The sequence below is a fragment of the Salinicoccus roseus genome, assembly GCF_003814515.1.
Lineage (GTDB): Bacteria > Bacillota > Bacilli > Staphylococcales > Salinicoccaceae > Salinicoccus > Salinicoccus roseus.
Map to the genome: position 1 here is coordinate 1,015,511 of NZ_RKQJ01000001.1, position 20,669 is coordinate 1,036,179.

The window sequence follows — 20,669 nt, forward strand, 5'->3', positions numbered from 1 at the left end:
CAGTATTCTACTTCGAGTAGTATGGAAAGGGGAACTGTAATGAAGCTTTTGTATATTCTTTATTTTAAAGCACCAATGGGTGGACTTCATGAGAATGTCTATTCTTCTGCCCTATTCATGAAGAAAAAGAAATGTGATGTATATGTAGTTCTGAAACCGGGTCTTTTGCAACAGCGGCTTGAGGCAAAAGGGATTCGGACCATTTCCACCGATTTTTCGGATACGGATGCTACAGTCTCCAAAATTGAAGCAGTTGCTATAGATTTTGACCTGGTTCATTTCCACCCTGGCCCTTCCAAAACCTCTGCCCTTAAGTATGGTCGGAAACATAATATTCCTATGGTCGAAACCTTCCATGGTATGTGGCATGATCATCTTAATAAGTATATCCGGCACCTATCTGCTGTTGTGACCGTCTCTGAAGGCATCCGGAATAACCTTCAGAGCAGAATAAAGAATTACCATGAAAAGTATACCGTGCTCCCAAATGGATATGATCCTAAACTGTTCAGGAAGCCGCGTCTCTACAAACATGGTCAAGAAGAATTGACAATTGGACTCATCACACGTCTGGATCATGATAAACAGTTCATACTGGATATATACCTGCTCGCAGCAGCACATATCCGTAATAAGGACGCTGTGAAAATCAATTTCCATGTTATTGGCGAGGGAGCCTACAGGGAGGATTTCCTTCAGCTTCTCCACAAAATATTGGAAGGTAGTCCCCATACTATCGTTTATAAAGGTTGGTTGACTGACAGAGAACTGGCACGTGCCTATATGGAAAGTGATATCGTAATGGCACCTGGCAGGTCGGCAATTGAAGGCATGGTTTCAGGAAAACCTGTCATCGCTGTTGGAAGCAAGAAATATATCGGCCTCATCCATCACAATAATTGGCAGGAAGGTCTTTACAGAAACTTCGGTGGCTTTGGAAATAAGTTTAATGACTATGTCCTAGGCAGTGTAGAAGCCGACTTGGACCTGCTTTTGGATGCTCCAAAGAACATCCGGACAATTGGTGAATTCTCCCATGAAATTGCCAAACGGTATTTCAATGCTGATGAGATTAATGGCAGACTTTATGGCCTCTACAAAAGCCTGGTCCAGAGCAAGCATGTTTCAAATCAAATTGGCAGTTCTCCAAGATTGAATGAATGAAAAACTTATTCTCTAGAGTACACCCGGGTTATGCCCCAGATTCAAGAAGTTCAATGACATCCCTTCTTAAGATGGGACCAAATGTCGCGCTGAAAGTACTGGTCATATGGCTCCTGTCGATGAACCCCACTACATTTCCCAAAACTGGCTGGCAGACATCATCCTTACAGATGTAGTCCGTATAATCGACATAATGAACATTGGCTGGAGGATCCTCCAGCCGGGACCATGCGGATACTTCCGGGTACTGATCCTTTTTATCTGTGTTGCATTCATCAGTGTTCAGACCGTATACTTCGAGACAGGCCGCCACTTCATCCTCAAAATAGGGCGTATCTCTCAATGCAAGCACTTGCACGTCATGAATGGCAAACCTTTCGAATTGTTTGATGTACCCGTCTGGAACTGTCTCAGGGTTATGTATTGTATCGGCTAATGTAACTACAAGATCCGGCTTCTTGTCCATCACTTCCTTCACCACATCCCTATTCCATTGTCTGCAGTCTTCTGCTTGGCCTTCAGACAATGAAAAATTGCACCCACTCTTTGTGGCACTCAATATCCTCACATCTTCCTCATCTGCAAAAGACTCGAGCGCCGGAAGCCAATGTGCTGATTTTGAACTCCCTATCAGAGCCACCGTATGCTTATAATCTGATATTTCCCCATATTCGCAGACATTGACTTCAGAGTCACCAGGCTTAACGTGACAGCCGTCTTCATATACTATAGGTCTGTCGTCCTCGATATCGTCCAAAGCGGGAATCGGCTTTTGCTTCTCAACTTCCGGTGCGCCCTTGGCATTGATCATCGCTCCTGGGTATTTTTCATCAACCATCCCGTACGTCGTAACGCTTTCCCCTGCACCAAAAATAGATAACACAAGTACTACTGCCACCATAATAATCGCCAATATACTTAAAACAGTAAAATGCTTCATTCTACCCTCCATTTCCATCAGACGATACACTTAAGGATGATATTTATATTTTATAGTACGAAAGAGGGTTCAATATATAAAAGAAACCTGCTACTGTCACTTACTATCTTCGAGTGTATCGAATGAGTTGGCAACGAAGTAGTTCAGCGCAGGCCAATACCACTTGACTACCTTATTGAGATATGACTTTGCCACCCTGTCCTCTTTTTTAATACGCATAAAATAATCAAGCATATATCTATTGTTGATGAGCACAAATGTTTCAAGCGTTCTGTCTGTTTCCTGTGTCAGATTACTATGCCAATTCCCCATTCTGAATTCCCAATAGAGCAGAACCGGTAAGTTTGCGTTATTACTGACCGCATTTTCCAATTTAGTTCTATTGTAGTAAGCTTCATACATTTCCAGAAGCAGTTCATAATTTTCCCGTATCTCTTTGGGTGCCCAGCGCTTTATATTCCTTATCATCGTTTCATGATCCGTCTGTTTGTCCGCATACTCTGAATGAGTCATTTTGACAAGTTCATATAAGGTGGACTTGATATGAATGCCCCCTTTATTAAATTCTATATCTGTAAGATAGCTGAGAACAAAGGAATGTTTTGAACTTAGATTATACTCAAGCTTTTTTTGAAAATCTCTTGGCATTTGATAATTACCGAAAATAAAATAACGATGATTCAGGTTGAAATTGTAAACAAGATTATCCACGATTGATTTATCCTTGTAATAAATCTTCCTGAACTGGCTCATATCATCATATTTTTCTGCATTTGTAAATTCCAGCATATAAGTAAAGTAATGAATTTTTTTATTAAGCGGCTTTGTAACCGCCAATGAAAATTTCGAATCAAAACCACCTGTTAGTGACAAATGGATTTCATCATAATGTTTGTCCAACCACGATACTTGAGTCGGGAAATATTCATTAGTGCTATGAAAGATCTCTTCCATATCCAATGTGTTCAAAACCTCTCTTGGATAAATCCTCGTAAATTTCAAGTTTTTGAATGAAAAGCACATATTGGGATTAAATTTATAAATGGATTCTGTATCGGTAAAATCTAAAAATCCATTCATGCGATAATTCCTAATATCCAAATTTATACCAAATTCTCTTTCAAGTGTTTCCCGGATGATAATCTCATGGGAAGAAATGAACGTATTGTTCCAGTAGAACATTGGCCGCATCGCCGTTGCATCAGAATAAACCACTGTATCCGCTTCATCATCCAAGATAACGATAAACCTTCCGTTCATATAGGACAATTCTTCTAGAAATGCACCTTCATTATTTAAATAACAGCTCAGTAAGGCGCGAAGTATGTCTTCCGTCTCTTTCTGATCTTCTCTGATATCCAGAATATAACCAATCATAAATATCCTAGCGTCTGCATCCCCTATATTGTAAAGCCGCGTATCATTCCCGTAGTATAAATGACCATAGTTTAACTGTACGTGATAATCCAGTAGAGAACTGGTTTCCAGATAATCTTTTGTGATACTGAAGGCTTGGCTTAAAAGTTCTTTATCCACTATTTTCCCACCTTTATTACTTTATTTTACATCTTCAAGTATTTGGTGATTTCACAAGGTTTATTATTGTATGTTAACCCATTCCTTAACTTCTGTTTCAAAATAGTCTTCATACTCTGAATAAAGTCCAAGAATTTTTTGAATAAATGTCAGGGCACGGGCTTTTTCATCCTTATTGGTAATCTGATGATACTTGAAGAAATACCAGTTTCTGATATAAAAGTTGAATTTTATTTCCATATACTCCCGGATTAGATTCTGTTCCCGAAGAAACTGCACCCTTTCCTTCTCGACTTTATAAAATTTCTCGAAAAACTTGTGAGTCACAGTATTTGTAATCGACCCCTCAACGTATGCATAGTAGGAATGGATCATATGATCGACCACTTTTACTTTATCGCATCTCAGAAAAAGTTGTTGGAAGAAAAGCGTATCCTGGCCCGCAGCACCTTCCACCATCTTCAAATTAAATTCATCAATGATCTTTTTCTTCACAATTAAAGCCTGTATACTCTGTACAGTCAATTGGGTTTTTACCAAAGTTGAACGAGTGTCATCCACCAAAGAAGAAGCTGCTACTTTCTTCACTTTTCGATAATAGTTTATCTCATTTCTTTTCAGGTTGTCCTCCCTCACGATGTTCCCTACCACCATATCTATGTCCTCATCACTCTGCATTTCTTCGAGAAGTACAGTATAGCCGTCTTCAATAGCTTCATTGTCTGGATCCAAGAATGTAATGAGCGGGGCGCTTGCGAGACCCACCCCTGCATTCCTTGGCCTCGATGCGCTCCCCGACCCTTCATCAAAATGCTTATATACTATGTCAGGATAATCTTTCAACAAGTCTTGAATCATTCTGATTGTCAGTGGATCTGTAGAACCATCATCGACAAAGATGATTTCAAGCTGATTAAAGCAAGATAGGCTGAGCATACTGTTGAAGCATTTATACTTCAGATATTTACCGTTATTATGAATAGGGACAATGATACTCAGCACTTTGTCTTCATTACTTCCAGATGCCATTTCCATGGTGTACGCTTCGATATTTACCTCAATGCCTGATTCTTCACGAAAAGCCCTGCTGTCTTTGAATGAAACTCCCTCTGTTCCCATGAACAGAATTGGAAAGAGCATCGTCTTTTCTAAATCATACTTGTAATCATTGATGATCACCTTATAATCATATTGCAGAGCATCCACTGTGAAGAAAGGATTCTCTTCAAATATCTCCAATGCCGTACTGATTCTACTCTTTTTAATCATTCTCTCTCCCAATATGGAGTCAGCCATTTCATCCAGTACGTTTAAGAGTGTATAATGGTACATTACTGTGTTTCGATTTTCATTGATGATATCAAAAGCAGTTTTTCTATCATGTATCGAAATATGATAATCCTTCTGACTGATGTTTAAAATGACTGAAGGCAAAATATTGTTCAGTTCGTAATTGTAGTTCGTATATATTACCTTCGAGTTTGCAGCATAGTACAGGATATTGTCAGACGTGGTCGCTTTATATGGAGTATTCGTATAAACGAATACATAGGTACACTCCTTAATAAGTGTCTCACGATGTTCTTCAGTAAGAATAGTGATGTTCTCTGCCTCTATTTCAGGTATAAAATCCCCTTGCTTAATAAGGATATATACATGGTCGAACTTCATCACTTCTTTTATGAGCTTTTCTAATTTTAGAGTGTAGTTGCTCCCGCCATATGGTGCTTTCGTCAAGTCCACTAATATATTTTTGTTCACTTCATTGCTGTAATGGATAAAATCATTCGGCATAAGAAAGGGTTTTATTATCATAGTATGACTCAGCTTAATATTTCCTGGCATGGCATCGTATTGCGCCTCATTCATATAGACCTGTATCTCTTCTTCATTAACCATTTCTTCGAAGTAAAAGAACCATTTCGGGTTCGTGACCAGATGAATAATAGGAACTTCTTTGCTCCTTGCTTCATCCACCATCCTCTGATACTGTTCATAAAAATCTTTCATTTCTTTTTCTGTTAAAACATCCGCTTCAGGCTCTGAAAGAATAAGCAAATCAACAGAATCTATACTGGCATCTACCTCTCCGTATGAGAGCGCTAATTCTCTATAAATCAATGTTTTACTAAGCGGTTTAACAACCTTTGTTAAAGCTTCCCAGTCAAAATTGAATAGGCTATGTGTCTTTTTTGAAAGGCTGGTCCCCGAAATTTTTCGAAAATCACTCAGTTTGTCAATCATCATCGGACTCACCAACGTTACCTAAATATTTTTTCAAGTAGAGGGTTTCCAGGTCGCTTCCAATCTTAAGATTTTCCCTAATCAGATTCAAAGTTCTCTCACTATGCTTCAATTTTTTTGATTGAAGTTCACTTCTTTCTTTTAAGTATGCCAATGTATCAATTGTTTCCAGCTTATCCACATTTATATAATCTCTTTCATCTATTTCGAAAGGCACTTTTCTATTTATCCAGAAATTCTGACCCTCTGTATTTATTTTAACTTGAGCTGTCCCTTTAAAGAAACTAAGCACTTTTACTGCTTTTTCCTTCTCACACCTTGTAACCATCGAATCGAGTCTACTTGTACTATATAAAGGTGTATCTTTTGGAAGGGTGATATGGTGCGTTTCTTTTACTCCTACAAGCTTTGAAAAATCTTCGTATGGCACCGGCACTTGAGTCTTGTCTCCTATTGCCTTGAGCATGAGATAAGGTTTATCGTCGTAGGTAAAATAATATTTGGCCCTGACTACCCTACCTTTAATTCTAGCCAATTTTTCCTTAAAACATATCCCATTAAATGTGTCATTGCTGCACGTAATAACCTTCCCATGAACGTGGGGCAACCTGTATACTCGCAACATATCTTCAGATTCCACCCACCCAACAGGCACATGATCTATGTATAGATGTGAAAAATGTCTATCTCCTGAATTTATCCCAGCCTTCACTTCTACTATTTGGTTTGTTAGGCCTCGGGTCATTCCAACGATTGTGCCTTTAGAAGGCTTATCATAAATGAATTTGTTCTTCTGGCTGCAGAACACGTATAAAGATGGTGCATTAATTTTAAATTCTTCCAACGTAATATCCAATATTTCTGAATTCAATAGCTTCCCCCGCCTTCCCTGTATTCAAAAAAGCTGATATCAGATATGGTAGCATGACCGAAACCAATCAGTTTAAAGGTCAATCTACACTTATCTGTGGACTCTTCAAAACTGATCAGTTCGTCTGGTTCTGTTACTTTGTTTAACTTAATTTTTTTGCCTGCTGAGTACTCTACAATTATTGGAACTATTTGCAGAGTAGCGTCTTTCTCCACTCCTATTCTCACATAGTAGCTGGTGCCTTTAATTACCGGCATTATACTTTCTTCAGGTTCTTTATCAAACTGGTTATTCAATGTACCATATGATAAATAAACCATTTTATGATTATTCTTCTCCACCTCACACTCAAGTTGTTGCATGTGGGAGTGAAAAGTAACTTCCCTTTTGGGGCAGTAAAAATGCTGGTCTTCCAGTGGCATCCTATGTACTTTCAAACTATCAAAAAAAAGAAAAGTTGTAATCTTTAACTGTCGCGAATTTCAAATCGATTTCCTTTTGATAAATCATTTCAAATTTTTTCTTATACTGCCTTTGCTTCATAGTACATCCCTCCTACTTCTTCAGCTCCTTATTTAATACTTTAAGGTAATACGAATGGTAATTTTCCAATTTATCATCATATTGATAAAGAATACTTTCTATTAAAACTTCAGATGGATCAGTACTTCTGAAGTTATTGAAGTCATACTTAACATCTGTTGGCTCCTCAGCAATCCAGTAAGATTTTTTGCCATTTTTGAATCTCAACTTCTTCTCATCAGGAATGACGTACTGACTTCTGAATAATTGTTCTGATGGTTCAATTTCCCCTATTTTATTAATAAATCCACTATCAGAATAATAAGAGGTAGCTTCAACCACCTTAAAATCTTTAGCTATTTTTTTAAGAGGATGAATTTGTTTCGATGGGAAGAAACCGACTAGCATATTTTGTAGGGCCAGTCCTTCATGGACTTCTCCTTCATATATCGCATAATAGTTCGAGTAAAGTATTTTACTCTTCTTCACTTCAAATTCTTCATCTTCGATACCAAGGTGGGTGTTGATTGAATTGTCGAATCCAACATCTTTGACAAGCTTAACTTGTTCTCGTTCCTTAGGTATAAGTATAATACTGGTTTCCGGTACGAAATAACCTTTCACATTATTTTTGTAATTGATTTGAAAGTATAATTCATCATTTATTTCAGAAATTTCCTCGATGGCTACCACCTTATAGTTCATATGGGTAGTTCTGCCCGCTAAAAGATTCTTTTTTTTATCCATGAATATAGGTAAATCATGTTTCTCCGCCACCAGAAGGTTCAGGTGAGAAGTGTATTTATTGAACATTTTGATTGAAAATTCATTGAAAACCATTATACCACTCCCTTCAGCTTATGATTGTCATATTAATTCATACCACTTTAATTATGAACTATTAAAAAAAGAGAAGCAATTCCGCTTCTCTTTTTATTTATAGCTTTTGAATATTACCGTACGTGTAATATTCGACTTCTTTGAAATCATCTTGCATTACATTCTTCGTATCAAAAATCACTTTGTTTTTCATGGTTGAGAAGTCCTTGTCAGCCATTTCTTTGAACTCACTATGATCACTGAGTACAAGCACAAGTGAGCTGTCTTCAACCGCTTTAGTGACATCTTTTTCTACCCAGTCGAGCTTGACGTGAGGGTCATATGCCACTACATCGATTTCATCCTCTTTACGCAAGAGTTCATAGATGTCGAATGCAGGGCTTTCTCGGATGTCATCCACATCCCCTTTGTAGGTTAGGCCAAAGACCGTAACTTTCTGGCCCTTAAGTCTGTTAAGGATATGCTTCGTATAATCCACTACGTATTCTGGCATCGAGACGTTGATGTCCCGCGCCAGCTTAATCAAAGGCGACTGTTCTGGAGCTTCAGCTATGATGAAGTACGGGTCGACTGCTAGACAGTGGCCACCTACACCTGGACCCGGTGTATGCAGGTTTACACGTGGGTGCTTGTTTGCCATTTCAATGACATCATGAACATTAATATCCAGATGGTTACAGATTTTTGCAAGTTCGTTGGCCAAGGCAATGTTCACATCACGGTATGTATTTTCCATAAGTTTGGACATTTCCGCTGTTTTTGCATTGGTTTCAATCATTTCACCTTGCACAAAAGTGCCGTAAACTTTTTTGCCGGCTTCTACACAGGCAGGCGTCATGCCACCGATGATACGGTTGTTATAGATAAGCTCATGCATGATCTGTCCTGGCAGTACACGCTCCGGACAATGGACCAAATATATGTCTTCTCCAATTTTGAATCCCTGTTCCTCCAAGTATGGGGCCACATGGTCATCCATGGTCCTTGGTGCAATTGTAGATTCGACGATGACAGTGTCTCCTTTTTTAAGTAGTGGAACAATGCTCTTTACGCCTGACATTACTATGGAAATATCACATGATTTGAATTCATCATCCTTGTTAGGGGTTGGCACAGCAATAATATATGCATCCGCTTCTTCCGGTGCTGTCGAAGCCTTGAATGTGCCCTTCTCTCTGACTTCCTCCAATGCTTCCTGAAGCCCTGGCTCTTCAATATGAATTTTGCCGTCGTTCAGCATATCGACTGCTTCCTGTTTGATGTCTACACCAAGTACGTCTACTCCATGCTTGGCGAACATTATGGAAGTCGGCAGACCAATATACCCAAGCCCAATCGTCGTTAGTTTCAAATCCTGACACCTTACTTTCTGATATGTTATTTACTGCTACTCATTATACCAAACCTGGTAAAATTAAAAAGCCCCAATTTCCTTCAGTTTGGGAAGGTTTTCCCATTCTGTGCTTTACTAGCACATTGTACCAATATAAGCTGTGTTTCTGCAAATGACATCCATTTCGCTGTTTATCCTTCATAAAGCATCGAGTGCGATTATTCATCATACGGATGGCCTAGTGTCCATATTAAAATATATGTTAATATTTGATTGATGGCTTCTCACAATCTGCACAATAACCAGTACAAACAAACGATACAATAAGAGGTGCTTTATGGATATAGATATTATTGGTAGTTCCTTTACGCGAAAGCTTACCGAGTTCAAGAACTTCCCTTTTAAAAGCCGAAATATAATAGAAGGTCAGAGCATCGTTTCCCTATTCAGCGCTCCTCTTCCCACCAATATGGACGAACTTGACAGCACAGACCTGGAGGAACTGAAATACGCCTATAGGGATTTAAACAAAAGTCAACTGGCCGATTTTCAGGAAGCCTCCTCCGAATACCTGCTCCTAGACCTTGAAGGCGAACTTGGAGAGGTTGCGCATTACAACAAAAGTTATTTCACTGCTTCATCTATCGCTTTATTAAAAGATACTGTTTCATCTGACAATATGAGCAGAATAGAAAAGTTCAGAGCTTTTCAGAACACAATCGATGCTTTCCTCTCTTTTCTTACAAAGTATGAGTCAGTCATACTTCTTGAACATACAATGGAAGACGAAGCAGCAGATGAGTTCATAAAGGCGCTTTACCAGCTGATTGAACATCATGTGCCGAACCTGTTGATTGTCAGGACAGGACCGTATCCTTACAGAAAAGACATGCCGCTTGAAATCTATCATGACACCAATATTAAACTGAAAAAGCTGGGAGCACGCGACTATTCCAATCAGTTGCTTTTTGAGGAAACATTCGACACCGATAGGCTTTCGCTTTTCATGAACTATATAGGTTACAGGGAATACGTCTATGAGCTCTATAAGGATGGCTCCCCCTTCAGCACGCTCCCCCCCACTTCTGAACGGCAGTGTGTGTTCCAGCTCACTTCATCCGGAAAATACCGCATCAGGGTAACCGCACTGGATACCAATATAAATCCGCGCTTCAGCGCCATCTATGAATATTATGCAGAGTCTGAATCTGTGCAGCACGGCTATAAATATATAGTGCTCCCGGATAATATATTCGACTGGCATACCGATATACTTCTGAAAACATACGACATTGAAGGGTTCATAGGAAACCCGTTCAAGTATCCTATAGGATTCAAGTCCCTACCGGTATTCCATCGATCAGAGGTCAATTCTGAAAGTATTCTTGAGGGAGACCAGATCCAAGAGCAAACGTTTCATATTTTAAAAGACATGGAGGATGCTGTACTGGAAGAAATGGCGCGGAAATACAGGGAGGATAAAATGGCTCAAACCATGATTCAGATTGTACGCAATGAAAAGAAGCAGGAACCATAGGATAAAATGGTCCCTGCTTCTTTTGGTTCTATACCCGCGAGTTTTCATTCCTCAATGAATCCAGGAACATCTCGACTTCCTTCTCATAAACAGGTTGATATGGTTCGTATAGATCGATGATTTCAAGGAATCTTGCTACAGCCTCTTCCCGTTCTGACGGCTCGACCCTTTCCAGTCTCGGCTTATACCATTTCCTTATATAGAAATTGAACCTTTCTTCAAGGTAGACATCCATTAGGTCGTATTTCTCCAAATAAGGGATACGTTCAATTTCCAATTTGTAGTACTTGTCAAAGAACTTTTTCGAAATCGTGTTTGTTACGCTGCCCTCAACCGCTGCATAATAGACATGGATGAACTTATTAATGCCCTGTATGCTATTGCAGTTCAATACAAGTTCCTGGAAGAACATTGTATCCTGTCCTGCTGCGCCCTCAACCATGATGATGTCGTTATCTAAAATCACGGATTTCCTCACAATGAGGGCCTGGATGCTCTGCACCCTCATGCCACATCGGATGAGATATTCGCGGGGATCGGAAATAAATAGACGATTGTCATTGTACTTCTTGATGGTCCCTGTGTACTTTCCTGCTGTTCTTTTTTCATTATCCTCTTTAATGATATTCCCAACCACCATGTCGACATCCTGATTCTTCATGGTTTCAAGCATCATATGATAGCCATCTCCGAGCGCTTCATTATCCGGGTCGAGATATGTGATGTAGTCTGTGGTGGCCAGCCTTACTCCTTTATTGCGCGGCCTTGAAGCACTTCCAGATCCACTATCATACTCATAATAGACGATATCTGGATGTCTCCTTAAAAGTCGATTAATGATTTTAATAGTCGTCTCATCCGTACTCCCATCGTTCACGAAAATGATTTCCATCTTCTCAAAGCTGCTGGAACGCTTAAGGCTTGCAAAACATTTTTCCTCAAGATATGTGCCGTTATTGTGTATCGGCACAATCACACTGAGTTCCTTATCCACATACTTTTCCTGTGCTTTTTCATTATATTCATCGCGGTTTATAATCTCGACTCCATCAAGATTATATCCCGATACGAGATCAGCGAAAGATTCGACTTCCTGGAACTTGTTCATATCCATCATTGTTTTGGATTTATCTCTGATGTTATTGATATAATTATGGGCTTCTTCCATTTCGTCTTTAGTAACAAAATTCACATCAGTATATTTGAATGCACTGATCATATCTTCAAGATAATACTCTTCGTAGATGTAATTTTCAGAGAAGAAAGTGATGTAGTCGAATGATGTCAAATCTGTTTCTGCCATTTCATTCCTACTAATGCAAGTCTTATTGCCATACAGTTGACGTTCGAAATTTTCGTAGTTTGCTGCTGTATCTTCCTCCAGGACAACAAGAATATTATTGCGCTCTTCTGGAATGTCCAACCCTATGTCTTCGGCCAATGATATTATCCTGTCGAAGGTGGTATGATTGGACATGACATTTCTAATGCCCTTAGCCTGCAGATCACGCAAATCATCTTCATCCGTTTGATAGATTACCTTAAAGTCATCAGGAGCATGCGTCATCCTGACATTAGGGAACATATTATTGATGCCAGTGTTGTAGTTTGATAGGAGAATATTACCGAATGCCTGAAGTTCATATACACGGTTGGCAAACATGGTTTCAGAGTATTTGACTGAATTCATGTTTATACTCCAGCGGAATATCTTGTGCAGCTTCATGAGAAAGTCATGTGATACGGGCGGTGTCAAATATTCAAGGTATTTTGAAGGGAACTGGTATCTCGGATCCCGCAGCTCAAGGTTTCTATCTATGATTGTAAATGGTGCCTTTTTATCGACAATTGAATCGAAGAGGCGTTTTGTATCACTCATACGCACTGGATATTTGGTCAACCAACTACCGGCAAAAAGCAGCTCATCTTTATGCTTCTCTGCCATTTTGCTCCTCGAGCCTACGGGGTTATGGACCATCGGGTTGACACCAAATTGGAGGACTTTCACATTCTCATTACCCGTATAGAATTTATAGTTGTCCACAACTTCTGAGGCGGTCGTATATATATATCTGCAATGTTTGGCGAGACTTTTGAACAGGTTATAGTTCACAGGATCTTCCTTGGAGTAGAATACTGTAGGAATACCCTTTTCATTATACTGCTCCGCCAGAGTGATCATCTGTCTTCTGATCGGGCCGTTCGCAGTGGCCGCCCCTCTCCAGGATCCGTCGACCCCGCGCCATGTGGTTGCAAAAATGACGAAGTCATACTCCTTCAAATTCTCTCTTCCATCTCGTGAGATATATTCCACATCTGCAACGTCCTTGAATGATTCGAATAGAAACTCATCGGCAATCATGCCTATCTTGTAATTCAAGCGCTTATAGTAGCGGCTGCCGTTACTGTTTGGCAACTCTTCTGCCACTTTTTTAAACTTATCCAATACTTCATGGCGCTTCAGTTCTTCTATCCTCATATAATAGAATGGATCGGCATCCTGCTTGAACAGATAGTTCGGACTGTACTCATGGATGTTGATGCTTGGATTCAGGTCATTGATCATCGTATTGAGTGTTTGAGAAAAATCTTTTCGGATATCCTTCTTGTACTGTTGCAGATTTTTCTGCAGTTCTTTCCTGTCCATCGATATTCACCACCTTTGCATCTTATTTGGCCTTTTTACTTGCCTTATCTTTTAATATTTCATATTTTTCCTTAAGCGACTTGTATCTATCATTCAGGTCACTGAGTTTTTGTTCAACCAGTGTCATCCTATCTTTGTACCTATCTCTTTGCTCGGTCAACCGGTTACTGTAATCCTTCTGCTGCTCGAGTCTTCTATTCGCCAACTCCAACTGTTTGGTTGCACTTATTGCTTCCTTCTTATATTGTTCGACCTCGCTCTTCAATTCTGCGGTCTGTTTACTGTTTGTCGCATCAATTCGAGGATTTTGTGTATGCTTTTTGCCTTTCAGAAAGTCTTTGGCAGAAAGCAGGGTGGACATCATTTCCTTCGTTTTATTTCTCTCCACGTTCACACTGTAGAAGATGTCATCAATATATAGCTCGACCTCACTTTTAACTTCGTCCTCCAAGGTGGCTATCTGTTTCAAGGTATCCTCACCAACATCATCGAGCGCTACCCAGTAGAATGCGTCTTCATTGACAAGCACCTTGCCCACCCGGGCCTTTCTGAATACTGATACAAGCCTTAGAGACTCTACACTTTCAATTTCCACTGGCTTTGTCAAGTTGCTGATTTTATGGAAAGTAAAGGGAACTGCCGGATCTAATGAAATATCACAGGAAACCAGAGCATCGAGTACATCTTCATGGTGGAAGCCGTGGAATTTATTTTTTATGAAGACACTGTAATATCTCTCTCCCTGAAAGAAAACCTCTGATTTGATGTTGAGAAGCCGTCCTTTGAAATGGGAAATGAAATCCTTGTCTATCCCCATCTTCCTGTTGATATCATTAGTCGAAAATTCGTCTTCCATCACGCGAAAATGCCTTGGGCTGTGCCTGAAAATTTGTATAGAGTCCTCCAGCTCCACCCATCCGATTGATTTATCTTCATACTGCAGCTTATGGTAGACTTTTCCCTCCACATTCCTCTGAGTGACTGTAGTAACTACCTTCCAAAGATAATCATCTATATTCTGCACATCCTGATCGGAGTTTAAATTCTTATATACTTTCTTGGCTTCGTCCTCTATCAGAATGAACTGTTTTGGATAATTATATTCCTTAAATTGATTAATCATAATAGACTCCCTTCATTATCTTCTGTTCAATGTGTAACTTGTTCTTCGTATATTGGAATCAGCCTTTTAATCAATACTTTCCATTCACGGTTCTCGACGACCCACCTGCGTGCTCTTTCCCCAATTCTGTCACGTTGCAGTATACTCTCGATTGAACTGGCAAGTTCCCCTACATCATCGGCCTTGAAGAACATCCCGTTTACACCTTCTACAACCATTTCTGCAAGTGCATTGACATCACTTACTAGCACCTTCTTTTCCATGGCCATCGCCTCATAGGTTTTGATGGGGGTGACAAGGTGGCAGACAGGGGCATCCACTCTTGGGAAAGGAGCGATATCTATGACAGAGTAGTACTTTGAAACTTCCCCCCTCGGCACACGGCCTGTAAATATGACAGAGCGTTCGAGATCCAAAGCCTTGACCCTATCTAGAAGATCGTCTTTATATGGTCCTTCCCCAACAATAAGAAAGACCAGATCCTTATCTATATTGGGACTGTTTTTCAACACTTTCATTGCTTCAAAAACGAGTTCTATCCCCTCATAGCTTGTAAGGGAACCAACAAACCCAAGTACATGCTTATTGTGGAGTCCAAGCTGATCGAGAATTTCTTCATTCTTTGGAGTTGGCAACAGAGCGTGACTGTCTACGCCATTTGGAATCACTTTTATCTTTTTTTCGGGCACACCATTCTGCATAAGGTGTTTTTTCAGACTTTCACTGATACATATGACTTCGGAAGCGATTTTGCAGCATTCTATTTCATAGTCCTCCTGGAACATAAACCGCTCCGATTCATAGAAGTCTGAGTTCTTCGTGCTCTGCGTATAATGCCAAAGTCCCCTGACTTCATAGACGGTCTTAAGATTCAATGACCTGCCGATATGAAGCGCAGGGAGGGCATTCTGGAAATTAGAAGCTGCATGAATAATCGAAGGACGCTCTTTTTCAATGATATCGAGCAGTTCTTCAGTATATTTGTTGAAATAGTCTTTGAGCGGGGTCTTATTTGAAGGATAGAATTCCCCCTTGTCGATATAATATCTCGTATAGTCCGATGTTTTTGGAATCGTATAGCCTTCCTGGTTTGGACTCCAGCCTAATCTTGTAGCTACAACAGGCGTATATCCTTCTTCTTTGACACGCTTAATCATCTCATGAGACCTTACAGTATATCCATTGATGGCAGGCAACGCTTTATTCAGTACAAATAGAATCTTTTTTGGTGTCGGCACATAAGTAAGCTGTTCTATGCGTTGTTCTTCATCAGGATCCATACTCCACTTATCTTTGAACAGCTGATATTCCTGGACAGACATATCGTACTCATTATGGTAGAGCTTTGCAGGATAAAGGGCATGCATTTTACGAACATACTCATAACGCTTGGTAATATTCCCCACACGATGATAATTGCGGATGAAGTTGCGAATGACATCTGGATGGTTAGGTTTGATAACTCCCGCTCTGAATGTGTGGTCCAGAGCTTCTGCAAAATAGCCTTGATAGTACAGATACTTTATAAGATATAAACGCAGTTTAAGTTGTTTGTCGGGTTTAAAACCAGCGACTGTTTTTTCTATTCTGTCATGCTTCCCTTCCCTGAAATAATACCTTACAAGAATATAAGCATGTCTAATCCTGGGGGGCGCTGACGATTCTATATATTGTACAAAATGGGGGGGCAGTTGCATTTCAGCTCTGGAATGGATCAATTGATCCACTACAAGCCTATAGATTCTGATCCGGTCCCGCTGAGACAGATGATTCACAAGAAAGTCATCAACTTCCTGCTGTACAGCATCATCAAGGAACAGCTTAGGCGTATTGAAAACAGCATGAATTCGGCGGTCTCTCTTAATTAAATTGATAAAATTCTCATTATCCAGCCTTAATGTTCCATCTCCAATCATCATTCTGAGATGCATTATATATTGTCTGGTAACGTTCACTTCAGGGAGAAGTTTTATAATGGAGTTTACAATTGTCTGGGACTGCTGTCCCATATCGTAATAGTTCAAAAGCTTCTGCAACTCCATGCTCTTGTTGTTGTACTTATCGAGATTGAAGTTCAAAGTGTGCAGTGCCTCGAGGTCAACATATTGAATCAAATTTGGTCTTTCCTCAAAGTATTGGATTACTTTTTCATTCAGCAATTCCGAGATTCCAGACTTTCCATAGAAGGTGTTGACCAGCAGAATATAGCCCATCTCCTGGAGTTGCTCCTGCTGGCGGTCAATTTCGCTCAGGATAGCAGTGAAATTTTCAGGTGACAGATTCTCCTGAAGATGAAGCACGCCTTCTTTATAGCTTGTCCAGGTATACTTCGTGTATGTATCATTCTTTTCTTCCTCAAGGAACTCCATCAGCTCCGGCATCTGATCTGCAGTGCTCCGAACCATCAATTCTGCTTCGGAGTAATAGTTCGCCGACAGCAAATACCGCAGTAGATTGTACTTCTGATCAGTATTCAGACTGGAAAGCACATCTACCCCGTCATTTATAAGCTTGACCAGTTCCTTCAGGTGTTTCATATCATAGAGCAGCCTTACTTTGAAAGGTACGATACCCGGATGGTCCATGGATTGGATTTTACGCCAGGCAGCTTTATAGCTTCGTTCATGCTTCAATATGACGGCAGCAAGATAATTTTTGTAAGGTGCCTTCAGATTCAACTCTTCCAATTGGCCGAGCAGGTAAAAATGCTTCGACCTCCTTAAATATATGCTGAGAGCATGTTCATCTTGGCCAATCTCACCCGTCAGTCCCCACTTCAAAACCACTTTCGATAATCCGCTCTGGTTCAGCCGCCACGCTGCATAGGATGCAATGCCAGATAAATATCTCATACTCTCACCCCCTTCAATCATAATATGAAATCCCCCATTGATGCATCATGGTAAGGCGCCGCATCGAGATTGATCAACTGTCATCACTTAACTTTTCTTTCCCGGCATGAAGCACCTTCATCTGATGCTATAGATGGATTTCGATGGGCCCTTCTTCTGTATTTGTCCTGAGTATCCGCCCAGACAGCTCCACTGACGGCTGATCCAATATCTCCGGGTCATAAATCAGTGTACAAAAAACGTTCCTTTGATTGGTCGCCTTCTCAAAGCGCAGCTGATGGGTCTTTTCCGCTTTACCGAACCCGGTTGTGTTGATTGCCACAGGCTTATTGAAGTCGCCTTCCACAATGTGCTTCTCATCTGTTTTAAATACTTGCTCGATGCATAATGACTCACCATCACCGGTAAGCAAAAAGCCGTTTTCCCTACTCTTCACATCGATTTTGGCATCAAGGTTGAAATGCTGCATCAGCTTCAAGTCATGCTTCACCCTTGTATCGACAGCATCCACAATGATGGCAAAAGGCTGTGCCTTAAACACTATGATATATCGTATAAGCACCGCGTTACTGCCATTCCAATCACCATGGAATCCTTTGGTGAGTGTATAAATCTCATTTTCATAGTAGCCATCCAGTTTAATTTTCCTGTCGAAGCGATTAGATTTTTTGATGCTGTAGTCAAAATCCTTCATCTGAAAACTGCTGTGGGCTGCTCTCGATGTCATATATTTCCGCTCTTTTGACTTGCTGTAATTGTATTTCCCTGCATCGACAAGGAAATCCACTCCATTGTAGTTCAATGTGATGCTCAAATCATCTTTATGCTTATGTACCGAGCTGCTGTAGCCACAAACGTATGTCATATAGAACGGCTTTGGCGCTTCTTGCTGCAATACACATATCCCTGCTTCTTCATCGTATAACTGACGGTAGCTTTTTGCCAATTTAAGGGTAGAGTTGCCTGAATCTCCAATAGCAGGCAGCCTTCCATTTGGCTTCAGGAGAGCCTTTGGATACTCCTGCGCCAATTTCAAATAGCCTGTTATAGTATTGCCGAAGCTTTTCCCTGTACTTTCCTGAAGATACTTTTCAATATCTCTATACATCCTGACGACCATATTATGATAATCCGGGGAGTTCTCCAGATGTATGCCCTGACTGCTGAAACTGTACCAGAATGTATCAATCGCTCTGTAATATCCTATATTGAAGAGAGACGCATTCTGTAGTACATTCCCCAAGACCATGAGTGACCGGTCCATCATTAACCCGTGGTTGTTATTATTATAGTTGTTTCCGTCACTCAGTACTTCCGCATGACGCTTTAGCACATTGGTATATAGGACGAGATCTGGACTTCTATCTTCTTGTATGGCCAGATACAGGTATTGAATGATTATCTGGGTCCGGTTTGCCGTCGGATGATCATACCACACCATCCGCTCTTCAGTATCTTTCATCGAAAACGCAATCCAGGATTCGATGATTTCCTCTGCCTTCTCCAAATACCGCCCATCCTTTGTAGATTCGAACTGATTCATCAGCACTCCGCACACTCTTAAAGACTGTATATAGAGCTGATAGCTGTCCCCATATTTCGCTTTTCTGTCCGTTTCCCAGTAGTCTTCTGAAAATTTCACAGTATCGAACCCCGGAAATGGAATGATTGTATTTTCAAGAGCCTTATCTGCAATCTTTTTTGTATCTTTCGTCACTTTCAGCAACCTGAATACATCGGTTTCGGTTACTTTAAGTGGTTCTTCCTTCATTGGTTCGTTCATCAGAATTTAGCCACCTGCTCTTTTTAAATATTGATAACACATATTTTACCACAATTTCCACCTTATACGAACAACAAAATGGGCGTCCATGGACGCCCTCACATGTTTAAATACTATTTTCCCTTTGCTTCAAATGAAGCTTTTCCTGCCTGTGATGAAATTCCATGTAGTTGGTGATATATTCCATAGAATTCTTAATATCATAAGGGTTCGCTACTTCATTAAGAATCTGATCCTTTGTATAAAAAGCATTCAGAAAATACTCTGTTGGGCGGGCCGGGAGGCCGTACGTTGGGAACATCGTCAATGAAAGCACAGGAAACGGATTGATTTCGATCACCTTCGGTTCAGTATCGTCGAAATCCCGGACCATGATATCTATCCCGCCACAATACATCCCCGGCAATGCCGCCAGTGCATCGAGTGCAAGCTCCTTGATTTCATTGCTCACAAGATTAGTGATTTCAATTACTTCTCCACCCAAAGATGTATTGGATACAGAAATCAACAGAACATATTCCCCATCACGGGGGATGCTATTAAAGTCATATCCCGAATGCTTCAGGAAAGACCTGACTGCATCACTTTTCTTAATCTGGTTCTTGGAAAGGTACCCGCAGTTTTTTCTCTGTTCATTCTTCTGGTCTATCAGCGTCTCTATAGTGCTATTGCCATCACCTATGACAAACGCAGGAACGCGGGCAACGATTGAAATGAGATGCCCCTCCAAGACAGTTGCTCGGACTTCATAACCCTCCATAAATTCCTGAACAAGGATGCGATATTCCTTTCTGTTCGTCTCCTTGATGATGTCAGTACACTTTTCCCAGTAATAGCCAAAATCTTCTTCTGCCACTTTGGTGAAAACACCCTTACCAAGAGACATGTCGAGCGGCTTTATCACTACACCCTCACTCGATTCCGCATAAGCTTCCTTCTTTGCCTGATCCAGCTGATGTGATTCATAAAGTTTAGATTTTGTGGTCCCTAGCCCGGCGCTTCTCAAAAACTTTTCTGTCTTAAATTTATCAATTGCAATTTTCCTTCCAACTTGGGAATTGGTAGGGTAGATAGGATTTTTCAATGTTGCACTTCTGTCCCCATTTTTTCTCAGCATCTCAATGGCATGATGGCCTGACTTCAGTTTTCTTAGTGAATACCTATAGCCACAGTCCTTCATCGTCTCGGCGAATTGAAGGACTGTATTGGTGTTCAAGCCCTGGGGATAAACATTCATTTCTGTATACGGCATTCTGTTGTAGATGTATCTCAGATCA

The 20,669-nt window shown here is 40.4% G+C and carries 14 protein-coding genes; 2 read left to right on the top strand and 12 right to left on the bottom strand.

The genetic code is table 11. The features are described 5' to 3' along the window. Positions 1-39: 39 nt before the first annotated feature. Complete coding sequence (locus EDC33_RS05230) at positions 40-1,164, top strand: glycosyltransferase family 4 protein (protein ID WP_170156357.1); 1,125 nt, start codon at positions 40-42, stop codon at positions 1,162-1,164. Positions 1,165-1,192: 28 nt separating this feature from the next. Here EDC33_RS05230 and EDC33_RS05235 read toward each other — a convergent pair whose 3' ends face one another. The 7 genes from EDC33_RS05235 to EDC33_RS05265 all read right to left on the bottom strand — a co-directional run bounded on the left by EDC33_RS05235 (position 1,193) and on the right by EDC33_RS05265 (position 9,468). Further along, the gene (locus tag EDC33_RS05235) at positions 1,193-2,104 is read right to left on the bottom strand and encodes an SGNH hydrolase domain-containing protein (RefSeq protein ID WP_124010425.1); all 912 of its coding nucleotides are present in this window, start codon (positions 2,102-2,104) and stop codon (positions 1,193-1,195) included. A gap of 96 nt (positions 2,105-2,200) precedes the next feature. Beyond that, entirely contained in the window at positions 2,201-3,640 is a 1,440-nt protein-coding gene (locus EDC33_RS05240; protein ID WP_124010426.1) for a hypothetical protein, read from the bottom strand. Positions 3,641-3,703: 63 nt separating this feature from the next. Then, positions 3,704-5,884 carry a glycosyltransferase family 2 protein gene (locus tag EDC33_RS05245; RefSeq protein WP_170156358.1) on the bottom strand — a complete coding sequence of 727 codons (2,181 nt, stop codon included), beginning with the start codon at positions 5,882-5,884 and terminating at the stop codon, positions 3,704-3,706. Then, positions 5,877-6,740: a hypothetical protein gene (locus tag EDC33_RS05250; RefSeq protein WP_170156359.1), complete on the bottom strand. Its 864-nt coding sequence runs from the start codon at positions 6,738-6,740 to the stop codon at positions 5,877-5,879. The genes EDC33_RS05245 and EDC33_RS05250 overlap by 8 nt, the downstream gene beginning before the upstream one ends. 11 nt (positions 6,741-6,751) lie before the next feature. Then, positions 6,752-7,117: a hypothetical protein gene (locus tag EDC33_RS05255; protein WP_170156360.1), complete on the bottom strand. Its 366-nt coding sequence runs from the start codon at positions 7,115-7,117 to the stop codon at positions 6,752-6,754. A 193-nt stretch (positions 7,118-7,310) separates the two neighbouring features. Further along, the gene (locus EDC33_RS05260) at positions 7,311-8,117 is read right to left on the bottom strand and encodes a hypothetical protein (RefSeq protein WP_124010430.1); all 807 of its coding nucleotides are present in this window, start codon (positions 8,115-8,117) and stop codon (positions 7,311-7,313) included. A gap of 97 nt (positions 8,118-8,214) precedes the next feature. After that, a complete protein-coding gene (locus EDC33_RS05265; protein WP_124010431.1) occupies positions 8,215-9,468 on the bottom strand; it encodes a nucleotide sugar dehydrogenase in 1,254 nt (417 codons plus the stop codon). Positions 9,469-9,787: 319 nt separating this feature from the next. On the opposite strand from EDC33_RS05265, the gene EDC33_RS05270 reads away from it, so the two are divergent. Further along, entirely contained in the window at positions 9,788-10,987 is a 1,200-nt protein-coding gene (locus tag EDC33_RS05270) for a DUF6270 domain-containing protein (RefSeq protein ID WP_124010432.1), read from the top strand. 28 nt (positions 10,988-11,015) lie between these two features. Here EDC33_RS05270 and EDC33_RS05275 read toward each other — a convergent pair whose 3' ends face one another. The 5 genes from EDC33_RS05275 to EDC33_RS05295 form a co-directional block, all read right to left on the bottom strand. Continuing rightward, positions 11,016-13,634: a glycosyltransferase gene (locus EDC33_RS05275; protein WP_124010433.1), complete on the bottom strand. Its 2,619-nt coding sequence runs from the start codon at positions 13,632-13,634 to the stop codon at positions 11,016-11,018. Between the two features lie 22 nt (positions 13,635-13,656). Beyond that, positions 13,657-14,757 carry a hypothetical protein gene (locus EDC33_RS05280; RefSeq protein WP_124010434.1) on the bottom strand — a complete coding sequence of 367 codons (1,101 nt, stop codon included), beginning with the start codon at positions 14,755-14,757 and terminating at the stop codon, positions 13,657-13,659. Between the two features lie 26 nt (positions 14,758-14,783). After that, entirely contained in the window at positions 14,784-17,630 is a 2,847-nt protein-coding gene (locus tag EDC33_RS05285; protein WP_124010435.1) for a glycosyltransferase family 4 protein, read from the bottom strand. Positions 17,631-17,736: 106 nt separating this feature from the next. After that, on the bottom strand, positions 17,737-19,392 hold the full coding sequence (locus tag EDC33_RS05290; protein WP_229716623.1) for a heparinase II/III domain-containing protein: 1,656 nt from the start codon (positions 19,390-19,392) through the stop codon (positions 17,737-17,739). 106 nt (positions 19,393-19,498) lie between these two features. Then, on the bottom strand, positions 19,499-20,644 hold the full coding sequence (locus EDC33_RS05295; RefSeq protein ID WP_249036077.1) for an ATP-grasp domain-containing protein: 1,146 nt from the start codon (positions 20,642-20,644) through the stop codon (positions 19,499-19,501). Between the last annotated feature and the right edge of the window lie 25 nt (positions 20,645-20,669).